Source organism: uncultured Gemella sp. (assembly GCF_963537375.1).
Lineage (GTDB): Bacteria > Bacillota > Bacilli > Staphylococcales > Gemellaceae > Gemella.
Window position 1 is genome coordinate 62475 of record NZ_CAUTDQ010000002.1, and the last position, 19958, is coordinate 82432.

At 31.1% G+C, this 19958-nt stretch carries 14 protein-coding genes; 3 read left to right on the plus strand and 11 right to left on the minus strand.

Annotated elements, in window-relative coordinates; translation table 11 throughout:
* Window positions 1-12 precede the first annotated feature (12 nt).
* The 6 genes from secA to RYK99_RS00955 all read right to left on the minus strand — a co-directional run bounded on the left by secA (window position 13) and on the right by RYK99_RS00955 (window position 10019).
* The gene (gene secA, locus RYK99_RS00930) at window positions 13-2577 is read right to left on the minus strand and encodes a preprotein translocase subunit SecA (protein WP_314989295.1); all 2565 of its coding nucleotides are present in this window, start codon (window positions 2575-2577) and stop codon (window positions 13-15) included.
* A 268-nt stretch (window positions 2578-2845) separates the two neighbouring features.
* Window positions 2846-4738 (minus strand): nuclease-related domain-containing protein, encoded by a 1893-nt coding sequence (locus RYK99_RS00935; RefSeq protein WP_314989297.1) that lies wholly within the window; start codon window positions 4736-4738, stop codon window positions 2846-2848.
* Window positions 4739-4757: 19 nt separating this feature from the next.
* Window positions 4758-5744, minus strand: a complete 987-nt coding sequence (locus RYK99_RS00940) for a WYL domain-containing protein (protein ID WP_314989299.1) — start codon at window positions 5742-5744, stop codon at window positions 4758-4760.
* A gap of 40 nt (window positions 5745-5784) precedes the next feature.
* Window positions 5785-6120: an HIRAN domain-containing protein gene (locus RYK99_RS00945; RefSeq protein ID WP_048802731.1), complete on the minus strand. Its 336-nt coding sequence runs from the start codon at window positions 6118-6120 to the stop codon at window positions 5785-5787.
* A gap of 133 nt (window positions 6121-6253) precedes the next feature.
* Window positions 6254-8986, minus strand: coding sequence for an isoleucine--tRNA ligase (ileS, locus tag RYK99_RS00950; RefSeq protein ID WP_314989301.1), 2733 nt, complete (start codon window positions 8984-8986; stop codon window positions 6254-6256).
* 388 nt (window positions 8987-9374) lie between these two features.
* On the minus strand, window positions 9375-10019 hold the full coding sequence (locus RYK99_RS00955) for a hypothetical protein (protein ID WP_048802729.1): 645 nt from the start codon (window positions 10017-10019) through the stop codon (window positions 9375-9377).
* Between the two features lie 233 nt (window positions 10020-10252).
* Between RYK99_RS00955 and RYK99_RS00960 the strand changes: the two genes are divergently transcribed.
* The 3 genes from RYK99_RS00960 to RYK99_RS00970 all read left to right on the plus strand — a co-directional run bounded on the left by RYK99_RS00960 (window position 10253) and on the right by RYK99_RS00970 (window position 12853).
* Window positions 10253-10510 carry a SemiSWEET family transporter gene (locus RYK99_RS00960; protein ID WP_314989303.1) on the plus strand — a complete coding sequence of 86 codons (258 nt, stop codon included), beginning with the start codon at window positions 10253-10255 and terminating at the stop codon, window positions 10508-10510.
* A 161-nt stretch (window positions 10511-10671) separates the two neighbouring features.
* The gene (locus tag RYK99_RS00965) at window positions 10672-11721 is read left to right on the plus strand and encodes a PTS transporter subunit IIC (RefSeq protein WP_048802727.1); all 1050 of its coding nucleotides are present in this window, start codon (window positions 10672-10674) and stop codon (window positions 11719-11721) included.
* A gap of 307 nt (window positions 11722-12028) precedes the next feature.
* The gene (locus RYK99_RS00970; protein WP_271986956.1) at window positions 12029-12853 is read left to right on the plus strand and encodes a lipoate--protein ligase family protein; all 825 of its coding nucleotides are present in this window, start codon (window positions 12029-12031) and stop codon (window positions 12851-12853) included.
* A gap of 90 nt (window positions 12854-12943) precedes the next feature.
* On the opposite strand, the gene RYK99_RS00975 is transcribed toward RYK99_RS00970, so the two are convergent.
* From RYK99_RS00975 to RYK99_RS00995, 5 genes are all read right to left on the minus strand, one after another.
* Entirely contained in the window at window positions 12944-13672 is a 729-nt protein-coding gene (locus tag RYK99_RS00975) for a DUF554 domain-containing protein (RefSeq protein WP_271966376.1), read from the minus strand.
* A 1-nt stretch (window position 13673) separates the two neighbouring features.
* On the minus strand, window positions 13674-14327 hold the full coding sequence (locus RYK99_RS00980) for a glutamate racemase (RefSeq protein WP_271986957.1): 654 nt from the start codon (window positions 14325-14327) through the stop codon (window positions 13674-13676).
* A gap of 251 nt (window positions 14328-14578) precedes the next feature.
* Window positions 14579-17161, minus strand: coding sequence for an ATP-dependent chaperone ClpB (gene clpB / locus RYK99_RS00985; RefSeq protein WP_314989306.1), 2583 nt, complete (start codon window positions 17159-17161; stop codon window positions 14579-14581).
* A gap of 555 nt (window positions 17162-17716) precedes the next feature.
* Window positions 17717-18688, minus strand: a complete 972-nt coding sequence (locus RYK99_RS00990; RefSeq protein ID WP_314989308.1) for an Abi family protein — start codon at window positions 18686-18688, stop codon at window positions 17717-17719.
* A 446-nt stretch (window positions 18689-19134) separates the two neighbouring features.
* Window positions 19135-19899: a nitroreductase family protein gene (locus RYK99_RS00995; protein WP_314989310.1), complete on the minus strand. Its 765-nt coding sequence runs from the start codon at window positions 19897-19899 to the stop codon at window positions 19135-19137.
* Between the last annotated feature and the right edge of the window lie 59 nt (window positions 19900-19958).

The window sequence follows — 19958 nt, forward strand, 5'->3', positions numbered from 1 at the left end:
TTCAATTAACTACTAATTAGTTTCTTTATCTTTTTGAGCTTTTAACTCTTTGATACGTTGTTTACGCTCTTCGATACGAGCTTTTTTCTCTTCACGAGAAGCACTCTTAACTGGACCACGAGCAATATGTTCTTTACTATCGTTAGTTACAAGGTTCGTTGGTTCTTGTTTCATCTCGATTTCTTCGTGGCGTTCTACTCTAATACGCATTAGGTTAGTAACAACCTCAACTTGAATATCATCAATCATGTCCTCAAACATTTGGTAACCTTCAGTTTTGTATTCACGAAGCGGATCAATTTGTCCATAAGAACGTAGGAAAATCCCTTTTCTAAGTTGATCCATTTGGTCGATATGATCAGTCCATCTATCATCAATTGCATTAAGAAGAATGTATTTCTCGAATGAATTCATAGTTTCATCACCAAGTAACTCACGTTTCTCAGCTAACTCTAAATTAATTCTGTGTAATACTAATTCACGAATTTCATCATCAGACATAACATCTGAATATTCACTCTCAGTAATAGGTTTTTGACCTAAGAATTTCTCGTTAAGTGATTTGATGATTTCTTCTGTTTCTTCTTTTTCACTATGCGCTTCTAAGTTTTCAATGATAAATGCCATAGTTTTATCAACTGCATCACCGATCATCTCTTGGATAATATCAGTAACTACTTCATTTTCTAATACTTCATTTCTTTCAGCATACATAATTTCACGTTGTTTACGTAATACATCATCATATTGAAGTACTTGTTTACGTGAGTCATAGTTATTACCTTCAACACGTTTTTGAGCACTTTCTACCGATCTACTTACCATTCTACTTTCAAGCGGAGTATCTACATCTTTACCCATGATTTTTTGTAATCTATCAGCTCCGAAACGAACCATAAGCTCATCTTCTAGAGACAGATAGAATCTACTGTAACCAGGGTCCCCTTGACGTCCAGAACGCCCACGTAGCTGGTTGTCAATACGGCGAGATTCGTGACGTTCTGTACCGATAACGGCAAGTCCACCTAATTCACGAACACCTTCACCAAGTTTAATATCCGTACCACGACCAGCCATGTTAGTCGCGATTGTTACCGAACCACGTTGACCAGCTTGTTTAATAATTTCTGCTTCACTTTCATTTTGTTTAGCATTAAGAACTTTGTGAGGTACACCGTATCTATATAATAATTTAGATACTAATTCACTCGTTTCAATAGAAACTGTACCTAAAAGAACTGGTTGTCCTTTGTCATAACGTTCTTTAACTTCTTGAGCTACCGCATTGAACTTAGCTTCCATGTTTGAGTAAATATAGTCTGGTGCATCAATCCTTTGGATTGGTCTGTTTGTAGGAATCGTTGTTACAAACATGTTGTAAATATTTCTAAATTCCTCTTCCTCTGTTTTACCAGTACCTGTCATACCACTAAGTTTTTTATACATTCTGAAGAAGTTTTGGAAAGTAATAGTCGCCATTGTTTTACTTTCTTTCTGAATAGGAACACCTTCTTTAGCTTCGATAGCTTGGTGTAATCCTTCAGAGAATCGACGACCAGGCATTGTACGACCTGTAAATTGGTCAACGATTAAAATCTCTCCATCTTCAGCAACTACGTAGTCAACGTCTAATGCCATTGTGTAGTTTGCTTTTAACGCTTGGTTAATGTGGTGAGTTAAATCAACATTTTTTAATTCATAAAGATTTTTTAATCCAAAGTAACTTTCAGCTTTATCAATACCATTTTCAGAAAGTTGAATAGCTTTAGTTTTAATATCTAAAGTATAATCTCCATCACTTCCATCTTCTTCCTCTGCTTTTTTCAGAGTTTTAACGAAAGCATTCGCTACTTGGTAAAGTGAAGTTGATTCTTGTCCTTCACCAGAAATAATAAGTGGTGTACGAGCTTCATCGATAAGAACTGAGTCAACCTCATCGATTACAGCATAGTTTAATGGACGTTGAACACGAGCTTCAACTGTTTTAACCATGTTATCTCTTAAATAGTCAAATCCTAACTCATTGTTTGTTGAGTATGTAATATCAGCATTGTATGCTGCTCTTTTCTCTTCAGAGTTTAAAGAGTTTAAGTTAAGACCTACAGAAAGTCCCATATAGTTATAGAAAACTCCCATCTCTTGAGCGTCACGTTGAGATAAGTATTCGTTAACTGTAACAACGTGTACCCCTTCTCCAGCTAATGCGTTTAAGTATACAGGCATTGTTGCAGTAAGAGTTTTACCTTCCCCTGTTCTCATCTCTGCGATATCCCCACGGTGAAGTGCGATACCACCCATGATTTGAACTTTATATGGTTTCATTCCTAAAGAACGGAATGCTCCTTCACGTGCTGCAGCAAATGCATCTACTAAAATTTTATCTAGAATATCCGGTGTTTCTTTACCTTTTTCTTTTTGTTCTTGGATATAAGCTTTAAATTCTTCTGTTTTATTTACTAATTGTTCATCGCTAAGACTTGAATATTCTTCGTCTTTAGCTAATACTTTATCAGCTAATTTTGATAAGCTTTTTACTTCTCTTCTGTTAGCATCAAATATTTTTCCTAAAATAGCCATTAACATTTTCCTTCCGACATATTTTTCTATTAAATGATTTTATAATCATATTATAATTCATCTCTTAATTATAACATTCATTTATCTTTAAAGCAACAACAATAACACGATTTTAAGTTGATATTAACTACGTTTTTTATCCAACTAATAAAGCTAAATGAATTTATATATTTTTTGATTTTGAAGTGCAAAATAATAGAATAGACTCTAAAACTTGATTATATAATAATCTCATTTTTAATCTATTCTATCAGCCTCTTATTATTCTTTAAATCATTACAGTTTTAACATTATTAATCATCGCTAATAAATCATTCGAAATTTTATGAAAATAGATACTATTACTGACCAATAATTTGGATAATTGGTTAGGCGTCGTTGGCATTTTCTCTAATATCTCATCTCTCATAATCTCAGTCATTAGAGAGGATGAAGTAACTCCTAATTTTTCTGATTTTCTCTCTAGATACTTTTTCAATACATCTTCGAATTCTGATATTGATATTTTCGAACCATTAAATTCACTTTTTACATTCTTTAATACAGTTTTCTCAGCAATTTTTTCTAATGCTTTTTTCTCATTGATATTTTTTTCTAATAATAATCTAAGTTCATACTCTTCCCATTTCACAGTATCCTCTTCTAAGAAATCGTTATTTTTTAAATCAGGATTAATTAGACTACTCTTTATCTTCTCAATTTCTTCCACAGTATATATTTCTTTTAAATCTTTTTCCTTTTCTCTAATAAGACTATTTAAACGATCTAGATTAATTACATCAATTCCTCTTAATGCATCCTTATCTTCTATTTCTATTCCAGTTTCCTCATTTGCATAAACTACTATAGGATACATTTCTTTAATTTCTACTCCCAAATCTAATTGTTCTAAAATATTTTTTTGTCTCTCTATTTGATTTAATACACTAAAAGTTCTATTCTTCTTACCTTCGTTTATAAGATAAAAACTTCCTGTTCCATCAATTTTTACATTAGATTTCGTATTTTTACATTCAATTAAGTACATAGCTCTCTTAGTTAGTATAACAAAGTCAATCTGGCACTGGAATTCCCCAATATTTATAGAGATATCTTTAATAATGTGCATAGGATAAAAACTATACTTCAGCTCATCTAATACTTTATTTTCACCAATTTCTCCAATTTTGTATAGTAAAATTTGGTAGTTTATAGCATTGTTTTTTAAAGGGGAAGTCTCTGTTTTTTGTTTCTCCATTAGTTTTCTTGCACTATAGTTCAACATATCATTCGCTCTAAAAATTTCTATTCTTTCACCATTAGGTAAAGCAACATATTCTGTCTTTTTACTACTTATGATTTCGTTTATCTCTTTTAAAGTATCATCTATTACATAATCTTTATTTGTATTATCCTCATCCAATAACAATTCTCGAGAACCTTTATCTTCGTTACAAGACTCGCCACCATCATTAATTATTTTAATATTCTTTAAAAATATACCTTCATTTTTTAATTGATTGTTGGTCATATTTTTATAAAAAGGTCCCTTAATCTCAAAACTACAACAATGTTTACAAAAGCGAAAATCTCCCCAAATAAATTCCATCCAATCTAAAGAAAGTTTATTAGTAGATTTTTTCAATGTTCTGCAGGATGCTTCATGTATCAAACCACTCTCCATTTTACAAAAAGCACTAATTTCACTTCTACGTTCGAAATAAACTAAAAGCCTTTCAAAAATTTGATAAAATATATCTACTGCATATCTAGGAACACCCAAGTTATTTTTATCATACTCAATCTCAAATAGCTTCAATACTTTTTTCATAGAATATTTAACAGGATTATTACCATTTGTTAATCCTACTTTTATAAGTTTAGATTGAATATATTCAAATTTATTATCACTAAGAAAAGAAAAATATTTATCTATTAATTCCTTCTTCTCCTTATGCCAAATAAAAACTTTAACATCTATTTCTGATGGTATATTATTAAAATAACTTTCCAGAGTATTCTCCAAATCAAACAAATATTCCCCAGACTCCATTTTACAATGAAAACTTTTATCTTCTATGACTTCAAATCTATCCGTTATTTTTATTCTTTTTAATGAAACAGAAACAATTTTCGTTACATCAGTTTCTACGATATCTAACAAAACAATATTTTTATCCATTCTCATTCATCCTTCTCGTTTATCTGTATTTCTTTAATAACACCTCTACTTTCTCAATATATAAATCTCGAACATTTTGAGGTGCTAATATTTCTATATCGTTACCTAAAGAGAAAATCCAACCTAAGAAATGACCACTACACATAACCTCTACAGAAGTTTGATAAATATCATCTTTTTTATGAATAATAATATCTTTTCCAAATCTATCAACGATTGCTCCTATTAATGATTCTTTAAACTCTAAAGTCACTTTTTCTAAAGTTCCACCATACATACCAAATATTTTCTTCGAATAACTAGATATATCTTCTTTTTGAAACTTTTCATGACCCACTCTGTCATCATTAGGAATAACAACATTTCGCATTTTATCAACACGATAATTTTTTATCAACTCTGTCTTAGCATCAAAAGCAACCATATAATAATTTTCATCATTCCATACAAGAGCGAATGGACTTACATTATAGATTTCACCATTTTTTCTATCAATCATCTGTTTTTTATAATTCCATTGCCAATAATTAAAATCAATTTGCTTATTTTCTGCAATTGCATTATGAATTGCATCGACATTGTAATAAATATTTTCATTTATATATTTATTTTCTTCGAAAGAATATACCTGTCTTTGAATTTTCTGAGCTTGTTTTTTACTTGCTAATTTCTTCAATTTTAAAATTAGATCTCGTGATTTTTTTACAGTTAGAAACTTACTCGCCTGAATTACATCGATTAGCATCTTCACCTCAGCAAGCTCAAATTCTCTTTCTACTAATGCATAGATATTCTCACGACCATTCTTTTCAACAACGATATTAAATCCATAATCTTGTAGTAATTCTATATCTTTATATAGAGTTTTTCTCTCAACAATAATTTCTTTTTTTAAGAGTAAAGTAGTTAATTCTTTCACACTTAAATAAGTATTTTCATCGCTATAGTCTCTTAGTATTTCTAATAAGTATAATAGCTTTAATTTTTGATATCTTCCTTTTTCCATAAATTTTGCTCCTTATATACACTTATGTATATAATAACAACTATTCACTAATTTTTCTATCATTTTTGTGATTATTTTCATCTCTTTTTAGAACTTCTCCAATAACTGAACCTCCAGTAACAAAACAAACTTTTACAAAAAATTTATCTCCAACTTTATCGTAAATTCTTCCTGCACTTTTCGTACCTTTTGCAACAGTTCTACAAGAGTTTCCTACATAACCAACTTTACCAAAAGTTTTCATCATAACTTTAATTGCTTCTTCATCATAATCATTATCAAACTCTTTTTCACAACTGATAACATCTCCTACTTTAAAAATTTTATTTCCAAAATAGTGTTCCATCCCTGTAATCGTAATATAATCTTTTTCCATTTTAAATCACCTCTTCGTTTTGTGATTTAATTATAACAATCTATCTGTCCATTTTTTTGGACTCGTTATAAAAAAATGTAAAAAAAAGAACTTAGATTAAAAATTAACCTAAGTTCTTTGTAAGAATATTATGTTACTTGTTTAAGATGCTAGCACAACGTGGACATAAACCTTCTTCGTTTACTTCATCTACGATGTTCCAACAACGGTCACAACGGTGTCCTTCAGCTTTAGTTACTTTAACAGTAGCAAGATCATAAGCTACACCATCGTTTTCTTTAACAGCTACTTTACTTACGATGAAGAATTGGTTTAAGTTATCAACAGAGTTTAATAACTCAACTACTTCTGCATCATTACTGTATACTTCAACAGCTGCTTCTAAAGATTTACCAATAACTTTTTCATTACGGCTTTCTTCTAATGCTTTATTCACATCATCACGAACTTCAAGAAGTTTATCCCATTTAGCTTCTAACGCAGCATCTTCGATTACGTTTTTAGCTGGGAAGTCTGTTAAGTGAACAGACTCAGCATCTTCGTATGGCATGTTGTCATATACTTCTTCAGCAGTGAATGAAAGAATTGGAGCAAGTAATCTAACAGATTTACTTAATACTGTGTAAAGAACTGTTAACATACTTAAACGCTTGTGAGAATCTTCACCTTCGATGTAAAGGATGTCTTTACCGTAGTCTAGGTAGAATGAAGATAATTCAACGTTGAAGAAGTTGATTAGTTCAGTAGTAATACTGTTAAATTGATAGTTTTCATAGTAATCTAAAACTTTCGCAACAACTTTTTCGAATTTAAGAACCATGTATTTATCTAGTTCTTCAAGGTCTTCATACGCAACAAGATCAGTCTTATTGTTGAAGCTTCCGTTGAATAAGTTTCCTAGTAAGAAACGGAAAGTATTTCTGATTTTTCTGTATGTTTCAGACACTTGTTTTAAGATATCTTTAGAGATACGAACGTCTTGAGTATAGTCAACACTTGCAGACCATAGACGGATAATTTCAGCACCTAATTCTTTACCTACATCGTTAGGAGAAATAACGTTACCTAATGATTTACTCATCTTGTTACCATTACCATCCATTACGAATCCAGCAGATACTAACTCTTTATATGGAGCTACTCCAGATACCGCTACAGAAGTGATTAGTGAAGAGTTGAACCATCCACGGTATTGGTCACTTCCTTCTAAGTATAAGTCAGCTGGGTAAGTTAAGTCTTCACGAATTGCACAACATCCTTGGTGAGATGTTCCAGAATCGAACCATACGTCCATGATATCCATCTCTTTAGTGAATACTCCGTTTGGACTTCCTGGGTGAGTGTATCCTTCTGGTAATAATTCAGAAGCTTCTTTGTAGAACCAAACATTTGATCCTTCTTCTTCAAAAATTTTCGCTACGTGCTCGATTAATTTGATATCTAAAATTTCTTCTCCGTTTTCAGCGTAGAATACAGGAATTGGCACACCCCATACACGTTGACGACTGATTACCCAGTCACCACGGTCACGAATCATGTTATATAATCTTGGTTTACCCCATTCACTGTAGAATTTAGTGTTATCTACAGCTTCTAGTAATTCACTACGGAATGCTTCAACAGAACAGAACCATTGTGGTGTAGCTCTGAAGATAATTGGTTTTTTACTTCTCCAGTCATGTGGGTATGAGTGAGTAATATCTTCTTGTTTTAATAATGCTCCAGTTTCAGCTAAGTGCGCAATAATGTCTTTGTTCGCATCAAATACGAATTTACCAGCGAATTGTCCAGCTTCTTCTGTAAGAACACCTTGATTATCAACTGGTGATAATACTCCAAGTTTGTATTGTAATTGACCAACAAGATAGTCATCAACCCCGTGTCCAGGAGCAGTGTGTACTAAACCAGTCCCTGAATCAAGTGTTACATAATCAGCTAAGATTACTGTAGATGTTCTGTCTAAGAATGGGTGTTGACATAGTAAGTACTCTAAGTCTTTACCTACTAATACTTCACCTGTTTCATAGTTTTCCCAACCGAATTTTTCAGCTAAGAATGCTACTCTTTCTTTAGCTACTAAGTAGCTTTCTCCGTTATATTTAACAACTTGGTATTCAAAGTCTGGGTGAACAGCAATACCTAAATTTGCAGGTAATGTCCAAGGAGTAGTTGTCCAAATAACAAACTTAGTTCCTTTTTCTACTGCACCATTTTCACTAACTAAGTCAAAAGCAACATAGATAGATGGTGAAGTGTGATCGTGGTACTCGATTTCAGCTTCAGCTAATGCAGATTCTGATGATGGTGACCAGTAGATAGGTTTTAATCCTTTGTAGATATATCCTTTGTCTACCATTTTACCGAATACACGGATTTGTTCAGCTTCAAATTTTGGATCTAAAGTTAAGTATGGGTTATCCCAATCACCTAATACTCCAAGTTTTTTGAAGTCAGCACGTTGTTTATCAACTTGTTTTAAAGCATAATCTTTACATTTATTTCTAAATTTATTAGCTGGCATAGATTTTCTATCAACACCATTGTTTACTAATACTTGTTCGATTGGAAGACCGTGAGTATCCCAACCTGGGACATATGGTGAAACAAAACCATTCATATTTTTATATTTAACAATAAAGTCTTTTAAGATTTTGTTTAATGCGTGTCCAATGTGAATGTTACCATTCGCATATGGAGGTCCATCGTGAAGTACGTATGAAGGTTTCCCAGCATTTTTTTCTAAAATTTTGTTGTATAAATCCATTTCTTCCCAACGTTTTAGGAATTCAGGTTCTTTATTTGGAAGATTTCCACGCATTGGAAACTTCGTTTTTGGCATTAATAATGTATCTTTTAATTCTACCATTTTTTCTCCTTTCAAAATAAAAAACTCTTAGTAAAAGTTATAGAGGGCGAAATGTATCCACGGTACCACCTCTTTTAACTCCTACCAAGAGCACTTGTTTGTTCTATTAAAATTATTACACAATAAAGTGATAACTCCTATGCTTCTATAAAACTTTCCACCTACCAGTTTCTCTCTAAAACTCCACATAGTCGTCTTGTCTTTATTTACGATATGTATATTATATTACATCAAGATAAAACTTTCAAGTCTTTTATGTGAATTTAATTTGAAATTATCTGAAAATATCATGAAATTAAAAAAAAGACTTTTAAAAACCTGCTATTAGAAAGACTCCATATGTAGAAGTTCTTCTAATAATTGTTCATTTTCAAAAGTCTAATATTTTTTATACTCTTCGATATGCGTTAAAATTCTCCGCAGCATATTTCAAGGCTTTTTCTCTACTAAGTGATGCAGTCACATTAATATTACTTTCAGTAACCTCTATATTATCAACAACAACTGGTAAGTCAAGTGATTTAATAGTAATAGTATTACCGTTAACCCCTGCGCCACTTCCAGTAAGTGCTTCTTTTAAATATTTTTCTAAAGCAAAATTTGGAATAGGCACCTTACCAATTTTAGCATCTTCCAATATTAAATCTACACTATTATTAGCACCAGTTACTTTTATATTAGTATTAATAATTGTATTCCAAGGTCCTAATTTAACAGGTAACTTTGCTTCAATATGATTATCGACCAGCTTATAGTTTCCATCTAGTAATTCCGAACTGGCTGGTACAGCATTCTTAAATATAGATAGAAATGTATTATTATTAATTTTCAATGATGTTTTAATATTTGAATCAACTAATTTAAGATTTGAAATAAAATCTTCATTTAGATCCTCCAACTTAATCTTAGCATCATGATTTGCTAATTTTTCTGAATTATTTATACTTTCACTTGGTGTTAACGCATATGTTGCTCCACCACCAAAAAGAGCTAATACTATTAATAACGCTAGTATTTTTCTTAATACTTTCATCTTTTAAAACTCCTTAGTTATTTTAAATTACATTATACTATAATATACCGAACTATACAAATCAAACTAAACAAACTATTTTCTCTATAAATATGTATCACTTCATGATTATATTTAATTTAAATCCTTTTCAATTATAATATTTAATAAGTTCACTTGAAATATCCTTTAATATATGTTAGTATATTTATATATGTTAGTATATTTCAATACTTTGAAAGGAGAAGGATAATATGAATACAAAATTTTTAAAAATACTTAGTTGGGTAGCAACATTCACAGCTATGCTAATGTATATATCATATATACCACAAATTTCAGAAAATATACACGGTCATAAAGGAGACTTTATTCAACCTTTCGTTGCAGGAATAAACTGTACTCTTTGGGTACTTTATGGTCTACTAGGAGAAAAACGTGATTGGCCAATAGTTATAGCCAACTCACCAGGCATAATTTTTGGATTTACAGCTGCATTTACAGCTCTATAATATTATTAATAAACTGGCTTTTTTTAAGTCAGTTTTTTTTTTTAATTTATTCCTAATTTATTATTTCAAAACTAGTAAATTTTAATGTACAAAATATATATTTTACGCTATAATAATTAGTAACCTTTTTAGGTAACGAATACATAAAGGAGATGATGTTTATGAAAGAGAAAATTTCTATTAAGAATTTTACTATGAACGTCCTTAATGGTATCGCCCTAGGAACAGTTCTATGTTTAGTACCAGGTGCCTTGCTTGGTGAACTACTTAAATATATAGGTAAGGTTTATCCTGCACTTGCGTTTTTATCATTATCAATAACAATTTCCAATGCTATGATAGGTTTAGCTTCAGGAATTATTATTGGATTATTCTTTAAATTTACTCCAGTACAAAGTGTATCTATAGGATTAGCTACTCTATTTGCGAGTGGTTCAATTATCCCTACTCCAGACAAAACAGGACTTATGTTAAAAGGTTCTGGAGATATCGTAACTATGATCTTTACAGCTGCATTAGCAACAATATTCATCCTTCTAATTGGAGATAAAGCTAAAAACTATGCTGTAATCATCCTACCTCCATTAACACTTGTTATTATCGGAGGTATTGGTAGATATACACTTCCATTCTTCTCTGGAGTAACTAAATTATTAGGAGATGGAATTAAACACCTACTTACATTACAACCTATCATTCTTACTATTCTTATCGCGATTATTTTCGCGTGTCTTGTAGTTTCTCCAATTACATCAGTTGGGGTAGCTCTCGCGATTAATATAGATGGAATAGCTTCAGGAGCTGCAAACCTTGGAATCTGTGCTTGTGGATTCACACTTGCAATAGCAGGATGGGCAGTTAACTCTAAAGGAGTTTGCTTCGCACACTTTATCGGATCTCCGAAAATCTCGATGGCAAATATTTTTGCTAAGCCAAAAATTATGTTACCGGTCGTTTGTAGTGCTGCTGTTTCAGGAGTATTCGCCGCAATACTAAACATTAAAGGTACATCGATGAGTGCTGGATTTGGATTCAGTGGTCTAGTTGGACCATTAGCACACCTTGCGACTACTGACGGAAGTGCTTTAGAAATATTAAAAGCAGCTATCGTCTTCGCACTAATTCCAATAGTTTCTGGTTTCTTCTTCGTAAAACTATTTACAAAAATTGTACCAATTATTAAACCAGAAGATTACAAACTTAACCTATAAAATAATTTGAGATGGGCTGACCCAAAAGTCCTAAATTTTAATAAAGTGTGTATGAGAACTCATAGACGCAGTGGCTTATTGATATCTAAATTCGCTTTACAAAAGCTTTTTAGATATCTAATAACCTGTGCGGGGTCGACTCGACAAAATCGATCTCTACGAAATCACGATTTTTGAGTCGCTCCCGTCTCCTTTTTTTATTTCCTAATCTAATTAAAGCCTTGCATAAATTAATCTCTTAAATTATAATGATAAAGTATTAATTTTTAAGTTATATATATTATCGACAAATTTAGAAGGAGTAGCTATGCTAGATCTTATTCGAAATAAAAAATTCAATGTCTATAAAACATTAAATATTGTAAATCCCCTAATACCTATTGCTACTGATGAAATGTTTTTACGTACAATTTCTGGGAATGATGAGTGTATTTTACACATGTACACACTACCGAACTCAGCAATAATTGGAGCTCCAGATACACGTGTTCCATTTTTCGACGAAGCATTATTCGCTTTTTATAGAAATAATATTATTCCAGCTGTTAGAAATATCGGAGGGCTAGGGATAATTTCAGATAAAGGTATATTAAATTTATCAATCATTATGAATAAACCAAAAGAAAACTTTTCAATTAATGAAGGTTATGAGCTAATGACAGATTTTATCAAAGCCGTCTTCCCAGAAGGTGCTAACAAAATTGAAGCTATTGAAATAACTAATTCATACTGCCCTGGTGATTATGACCTAAGCATAAATGGAAAGAAATTCGCTGGAATTGCTCAAAGAAAGATCAAAGATTCAGTAGTTGTTTCTATATACATCAGTGTATTTGGAGATCAACAAAAACGTGCTAACATAATGCATGAGTTTTACGATATCGGAATTAAAGACCAACAGATAAATTACAAATATCCAAAAATCGATCCGAACTGTATGGAAACATTAGAAAAACTTCTTCATAAAGAGTTTACTCTAGAGGATGTATATGAAAGAGTTGAAAAAGTACTTTATTCTCTAGACTGTGACCAAGTTGAAGGGGAATACACAGAAGAAATGATAGAAGAATACAACAGTATCTTCGAACAGGCAAAAGAAAGAAATGAAAGTTACTTAGAAGGAAAATGGTAACCTCAGCACTTTATGAAGTCAGAATCTAAAATAATAAACATAAAAAAAGCTAGTCAGAAACAAATTCTAACTAGCTTTATTTATATATATTTATAATAAATGTAAAATCACATTTACCCAAAGCCAACTAAATGGCATAACTAATATCATCGCAGGTACCATATCTACAACCGGAAACATCTTAAGTTTCAATATTCTAAATCCAGCTGCAACCATTAAGAAACCACCACACGCTTTAAAGTCATTAATCATTTCAGGTGTTGTCAGTGGAACTATTAAACCAGCTGATAAAAATAATAACGTAAAAATAACAAATTGTGGTACAGCTATTAGAGATACAATATACCCAAGATTACATGCAAAAATAGCAGCTGTAAAGAAATCCAGAATAGACTTCGTAATTAATAAACTAGGATCCCCTGTTATACCTTCACTAAGACTTCCATATATTCCCATTCCACTAGAACAAAATAACACAATAACCGTAATCAACGTAGCTAAAAATTCAGTCTCTGACATAGAAGTATTTGTTTTTGGAACAACTTTCACCATAAGTTTTTGCAATTTTGCACAAGCTCTATATACTAAATCTCCAAGATTAAAGAATAATCCTACCAATGTCCCTATAATAATCGCGAATATTACCGCTGGCATATATTTCATAAGTCCAATTGACGCTATTCCCATTCCCATTGAACAAAGTCCAAAAATCATATTTAATTGTTCTTTATACTTTTCTGGTAACTTATCTCCTAAAAGAGCTCCAGCTATCCCCCCTAAGAATATAGCAATCGTATTAATCATTATTCCTATTGGCATTCTATATATCCTTTCTCTTTAAACTCTCTATCATAAATACTCCTACATCAATAATGTGAAGGTTAGTAATTTTTTCAAGTTCTTTTTTGATATAAGGAAAATGAGTACATCCAAGAACAACTGCTTCTACATTAGTCAATTCGAAATAATTAAACAGTGTCTTAAAGTTGAAATCATCAACTATTTGTTCAGGTTTATTTCCTTCTTCTATCGCTTTAACAAGCTCCAACATCGATAATCCTAATACACGTAGACGTGGATTCGATACATAAAGATTGTTCTCAACACCCGTAAGACCATGAGAGTTAGCCGCCATTACAGCAAGATACTTATACTCAAGACCTAGATTTCTATACATTTGCATAGGAGTAATAATAGAAATATTCATTTTTTCTGCCAATCTATCGAAATCGACAACAGAACTAAGTGAATTACAATATACAAAGATTACGTCGCAACCTTTCTCTTTTAATTCATCAATAATCTTTACAATAATATTTTCACGTTCTTCATCTTCTAACGCTTGAAACGTAGTTTGTTCTACTGGATTATTAGAAATCGGTACTAAAACTACATCATCATAACCATATGAATTTAGTAACTCAGCACCTAATTTCGAATCAATCGGTGTTCCAGCCATAACCGCTATTTTCATTAAAATTCCTCCTACACAAATATTTCGTTCGTCTATTAATTTATTTATTTTATCATTATACTACAAATTTCGTTTATACAAAAGATAATAATTACCTCACTTTAATCTTTTAATTTTCATATAACTTAATACAAAAATAGACCCCAGGAGTTCTCCTGAGATCTATAGTTATTTGGGAGTAACTCAAAAATTGTGATTTCAGATAAATCGAATTTATTGAGTTATTCTCTTTATTGGGCTAAATCAATATATTATTTAATATCAATTTTCAATTCGTCATTTACATAATCTAAGTGGATTTCCATTCCATCTTCGATACCATGACGGATTAATTCAACTGAAAGTTTGTTTTCGATTTGACTTTGGATGAATCGTTTAAGTGGACGAGCACCGAATTTCATATCGAATCCAGCAGTTGCTACCCAGCTAGAAATATTATCAGTATAAGTTAAAGTTATATTTCTATTAGCGATACGCGCAACAAGTTCGTTAAGAAGTTTATTAGCGATACCTTTAATATTGTCTTGTGTTAATGGTTTGAAGATAATTATATCATCCATACGGTTTAGAATTTCTGGTTTGAAGTAACCGTAAAGTTGGTTAGTAACATTTTTACGAGTTTCTTCAGAAATTACACCGTCTTTAACTTCTTCTAATAGTTCTAATGAACCGATATTAGAAGTCATGATAATAATTGTGTTTTTGAAATCTACTACCACACCTTTAGAGTCAGTAAGTGTACCTTCATCAAGAAGTTGAAGTAAGATATTGAACACATCAGGGTGAGCTTTTTCGATTTCGTCCATTAAGATAATGCTATAAGGATTACGTCTTACACTTTCAGTAAGTTGACCACCTTCTTCATATCCGATGTATCCTGGAGGGGCTCCGATTAAACGGCTAACTGAGTGTTTTTCCATGTATTCACTCATATCGATACGTACGATATTACGTTCATCATCGAATAAGTTAAGAGCTAATGCTTTAGCAAGCTCAGTTTTACCTACACCAGTAGGTCCTAAGAATAAGAAGCTACCGATTGGTCTATTAGGATCAGCGATACCAGCACGAGAACGTAAAATCGCATTAGTTACACTCTCTACAGCTTCATCTTGACCTATTACTTTTTCATGAATAGTATCAGCAAGATGTAATAATTTTTCTTTTTCAGTTTCTACTAGACGAGTTACAGGAATACCAGTCATTTGACTTACGATAAATCCAATCTCATCTTCAGTAACTTCTTGTTTTAAAAGTTTATATTCTTCATGTTTAGATTTTTCCTCTAACTCTTCTAACTCTTGAGTTAATCTTGGTAAAGTAGAATATTGTAACTCAGAAGCTTTTTCTAAATCATAGCTATTTTGAGCTTGTTCTAATTCTAATTTAACTCTATCAATTTTTTCACGAAGATTTTTAACAGCTGATAATTTTTCTTTTTCACTATCAACTTGTAATTGAAGTTTGTTTTGTTCTTCTTTTAGATTAGCTAACTCTTCTTTTAAGTTTTCTAAACGTTTTTTAGACACATCATCATCTTCACCACTTAAGGCTTTTTCTTCTATTTCAAGTTGCATAACTTTACGATTAATTGTATCTAATTCAGCTGGGTTAGAAGAATTTTCAGTTTTAATAGTAGCACAAGCTTGGTCGATTAAATCGATAGCTTTGTCCGGTAAGAATCTGTCGGTAATATATCTATTAGATAATTCAGCAGCTTCTACAATCGCACGGTCAGAAATTTTCACACCGTGATAAACTTCGAATCTTTCTTTAAGACCACGTAGAATTGAGATTGTATCTTCTACAGTAGGCTCTTTAACAAGAACTTTTTGGAAACGACGTTCTAACGCTGAATCTTTTTCGATATATTGACGATATTCATTAAGAGTAGTAGCACCGATACAGTGTAGTTCACCACGAGCAAGCATTGGTTTTAAGATATTACCAGCATCCATTGCTCCATCAGTTTTACCAGCACCAACAAGCATGTGAATTTCATCTATAAATAGAATAATTTTTCCTTCTTGTTCTTTAACTTCTTTTAATACAGCTTTTAGTCGTTCTTCGAACTCACCACGATATTTAGCTCCTGCGACTAAACTAGTAAGGTCAAGTTCGAATACAGTTTTGTCTTTAAGACTTTCAGGTACATCACCACGCACAATACGTTGAGCCAGTGCCTCAACAATCGCAGTTTTACCTACCCCAGGTTCCCCTATCAACACTGGATTATTTTTTGTTTTTCTTGATAAAATTCTAATTACATTTCTTATTTCTTCATCACGTCCTATCACAGGATCAATTTTACCACTACGAGCAGCTTCTACAAGATCACGACCATATTTCTCAAGAACTTCGTAGTTGTTTTCTGGATTTTCGTTCATAACTTTTTTACCTCCTCTGATATTATCGATAACCGCTACTAATTCTTTTAACGTAGTCACCTTATCAATATATTTTTTTACTATACTATTTTTCAAATAACTCGCTAGAACTATATGTTCACACGAAATAAATTTATCTTCATATTTCTCTTTGTATTTATTAGCTTCTATTAATAAAGCATTCAAATCATTACTTAAGTAACTAGCGTAATTGATATTATCTCCGTCTACACTATTTACCTTCGCAATCTCATTATCTAACTCATGAGTTAAATTCACCTTATCAACATTTACTCTTCCTAATATATCACTATATAAATTACTACCAGTAAGTGCCGCTTTTAAGAACATCTCACTCGTAATACTTTGACTTTTTTTATCTGTTGCTAATTCGGAAGATTTCGCTAAGATTTCTTTCACACTATTAGTAAAACTATTAATATCCATTGTAAATCTCCTTTGATTAAATTATTAGATCAGAAGGTGTATATTTGTTGCTCCCCAGTATTTCAAATAATAGAAACACTAGATACAATCTTCAAAAGATACACCTAAACATTCAATAAACTAAAAGGTTTTATGGAATATATTTAAGTTTTATCTTTTTGACCTTCTTTGACCTTAAATAAATTATAGCATGTTTGACCTTTTTTGACAATAGTTTTTTTGAAAAAAATTTAAAAAAGAAAAAAGCTCATAAACCTTATGTTGACAAGCTTTTATACTTAATATCTGTTATTCTTCTAAAATCAAAGTATAACGAAAATATTCAAGAAAGCAACAAAATTTAACAAATATTTAAACACTCTTTCCATAAATTTCCCCATAGAAAAAGCCCCGTTACTTTGGGGCTTAAATTTTTATATTGTATTTCTTACTAAATCTAGAGTGAATCTATCTCCGTTCAATACTTTTCTCTTCTCATATATATGAAATTGATATAATCTGTCTTCATCTTCTTCAAATTTTACTTGACGTACTAGTTATTCGTATTTTATAACCTTATCTATGCTTTCTTGTACTTCTTTTATGCCTTTTCCTTTTTGTTTTCCCTTTGTACATTTCATTTATAACACTATAATTTTTAAAACCTAGCATTTTTGAATATTCATCAACTTTTGATGTAATCGAGTCTATTGATGTTTTTATACTATTAAAATTATAGTTAGAATCTATTTCTTCAATAAATTTATCTATAATACAAAGAACTACGGCTAATCTATTTGCAAATATTTTCTCATCTTTTTCAAATAAAAATCGTTCCCAATTAGAATGTATTTTAGGTTTTGTTTTTAATTTTAAATCTATAATATTTGAATTATGTGCACACATATTTCTTACTAAATTCAAGCACTTCATCCACGAAATAAACTCATCTTTTGTTATATTTCCATAATTTTTTAATAATGATCTCATTTTCTTATTAGAGAGTAATTCTAATAACTTTACCAAATCACCAAATGTTAAAATATTTATAGTTAACCATACTGGTGGATATTTTTCACCACTTTCCTTTAACTTACGATTAATTTCCACATAATTTCCCTTTTTTATATACTTAAATATTTTTTCTTTAAAACTATTACTTTTATCCGCTAAATAGTGTTTGCAATATTCCTCTCTATTAGACCAATTTTTGAAATCTAAGTAACCATATGCTCCTAAAGTTCCTTTCCCTAACTCAAAAGCTAAATTAGTTTTCACAGACACTTCTATCATCTCTATAGCATGAAGTAAATTCATTCTTAAATTTTTATCATTATAGTATCTACTAACAATAAATTTAAAATCTATATTTCTATAATTTAAATTATCATTTTCTTTTGAACAAAAAGGTTCAGCAAACTCTTTAAACTTATAATAATTTATATGTTTAAGTATATTTACTGCATCTTCTTTGTCTTCAATATCCATATTTCTCGAAATTAACAATTCTATTTGTTCATTAAAATTCAAGTGTTTTAAAGTATCCATAAGTTTTTTCTCCTAATAAAAAAAGCTCCCACATCAGAACGTATCTGCCTCTAAATAGGAATGGGAGCATTGATATCTATTAACATTCTAGCACAATTTAGTTCAAAAAGTCAATAATTTTTTCAAAAAAATAAGCTCCTACTTTGTAGTATTACATTTGATATGAGACGAAATATAAAAAAAGAGTGGCTCAAAAATCGTGATTTCAAAGAAATCAATTTTATCGAGCCGGCCCTATTGATTATTTATGCGTCTATACATCTAAATACAATTTTCAAACTGAATTATTTTTATCCCGCTCCATCAGCAAGCGGCACTATTTTCGAACTGAATTACTTCTACCCCGCTCCATCAGCAAGCGGCACTATTTTCAAAGAATTATATTAACTCTTCTACACATTTAGTATATCTATTTTTTCAAGTAATGTCAATTATTTAACTTAAACTTATCTTTCTTTCTCACTAACAAAACCATTTTTTTCTAATAGTTTTTTAGTTACTTTTTCTATTCCTGAAGGTTGTGCGTAGAAGTCAGCGAACTTCTTAGTCCATGTTTTTGTCTCACGTGCTTCTGCGAAGTCTACCATAGTTTGACGGTATTCTTTTAATACTTCTACATTTGATTTAGGGAATTCATTATATCCTACATTTGCCGCTTCTGGTAATCTAGGTTTGACTTTTTCCGTAGATAACTCTTCATCTTTAACACCGATACTTAGACCACATAGGAACAGGGCATTTTCTGGAATATTTAGTAATTCAGAAATCTTATCTCCAAAACCTCTTACTCCACCACAATAAACAATTCCGTATCCTAAAGACTCAGCAGCTAAAGCAGCATTTTGCATCGCAATACCAACATCTAAAGTACCGATAAGTAATGGTTCATGTTGATTAGTAATATCAAACTCTCCACCTTCAATATCAAACGCTAATTTAATATTGGTATAATCTAAACAATATAGTAAGAACGCAGCAGAATTTTCAATATGAGCAGCATTACCAGGTGCTTTATCACGAATTAAATCAGCAATTTGTTGTTTAGTATCACCTGTTGTTACAATAATACTATAGTGTTGACCATTCATCCAGCTAGATCCTTGTTTAGAACTAGCGATAATTTGCTCAAGATGTTCTTTTGATAGTTCTTTTCCTTTTACAAAACTACGAGTCGTACGATGATTTAGCATCGTTTTAATTACTTCATTCATATTTTACCTCCAAAAATTTCTAGTAATAGTAATTTAATTATAACGTGAAAAAGAATAGA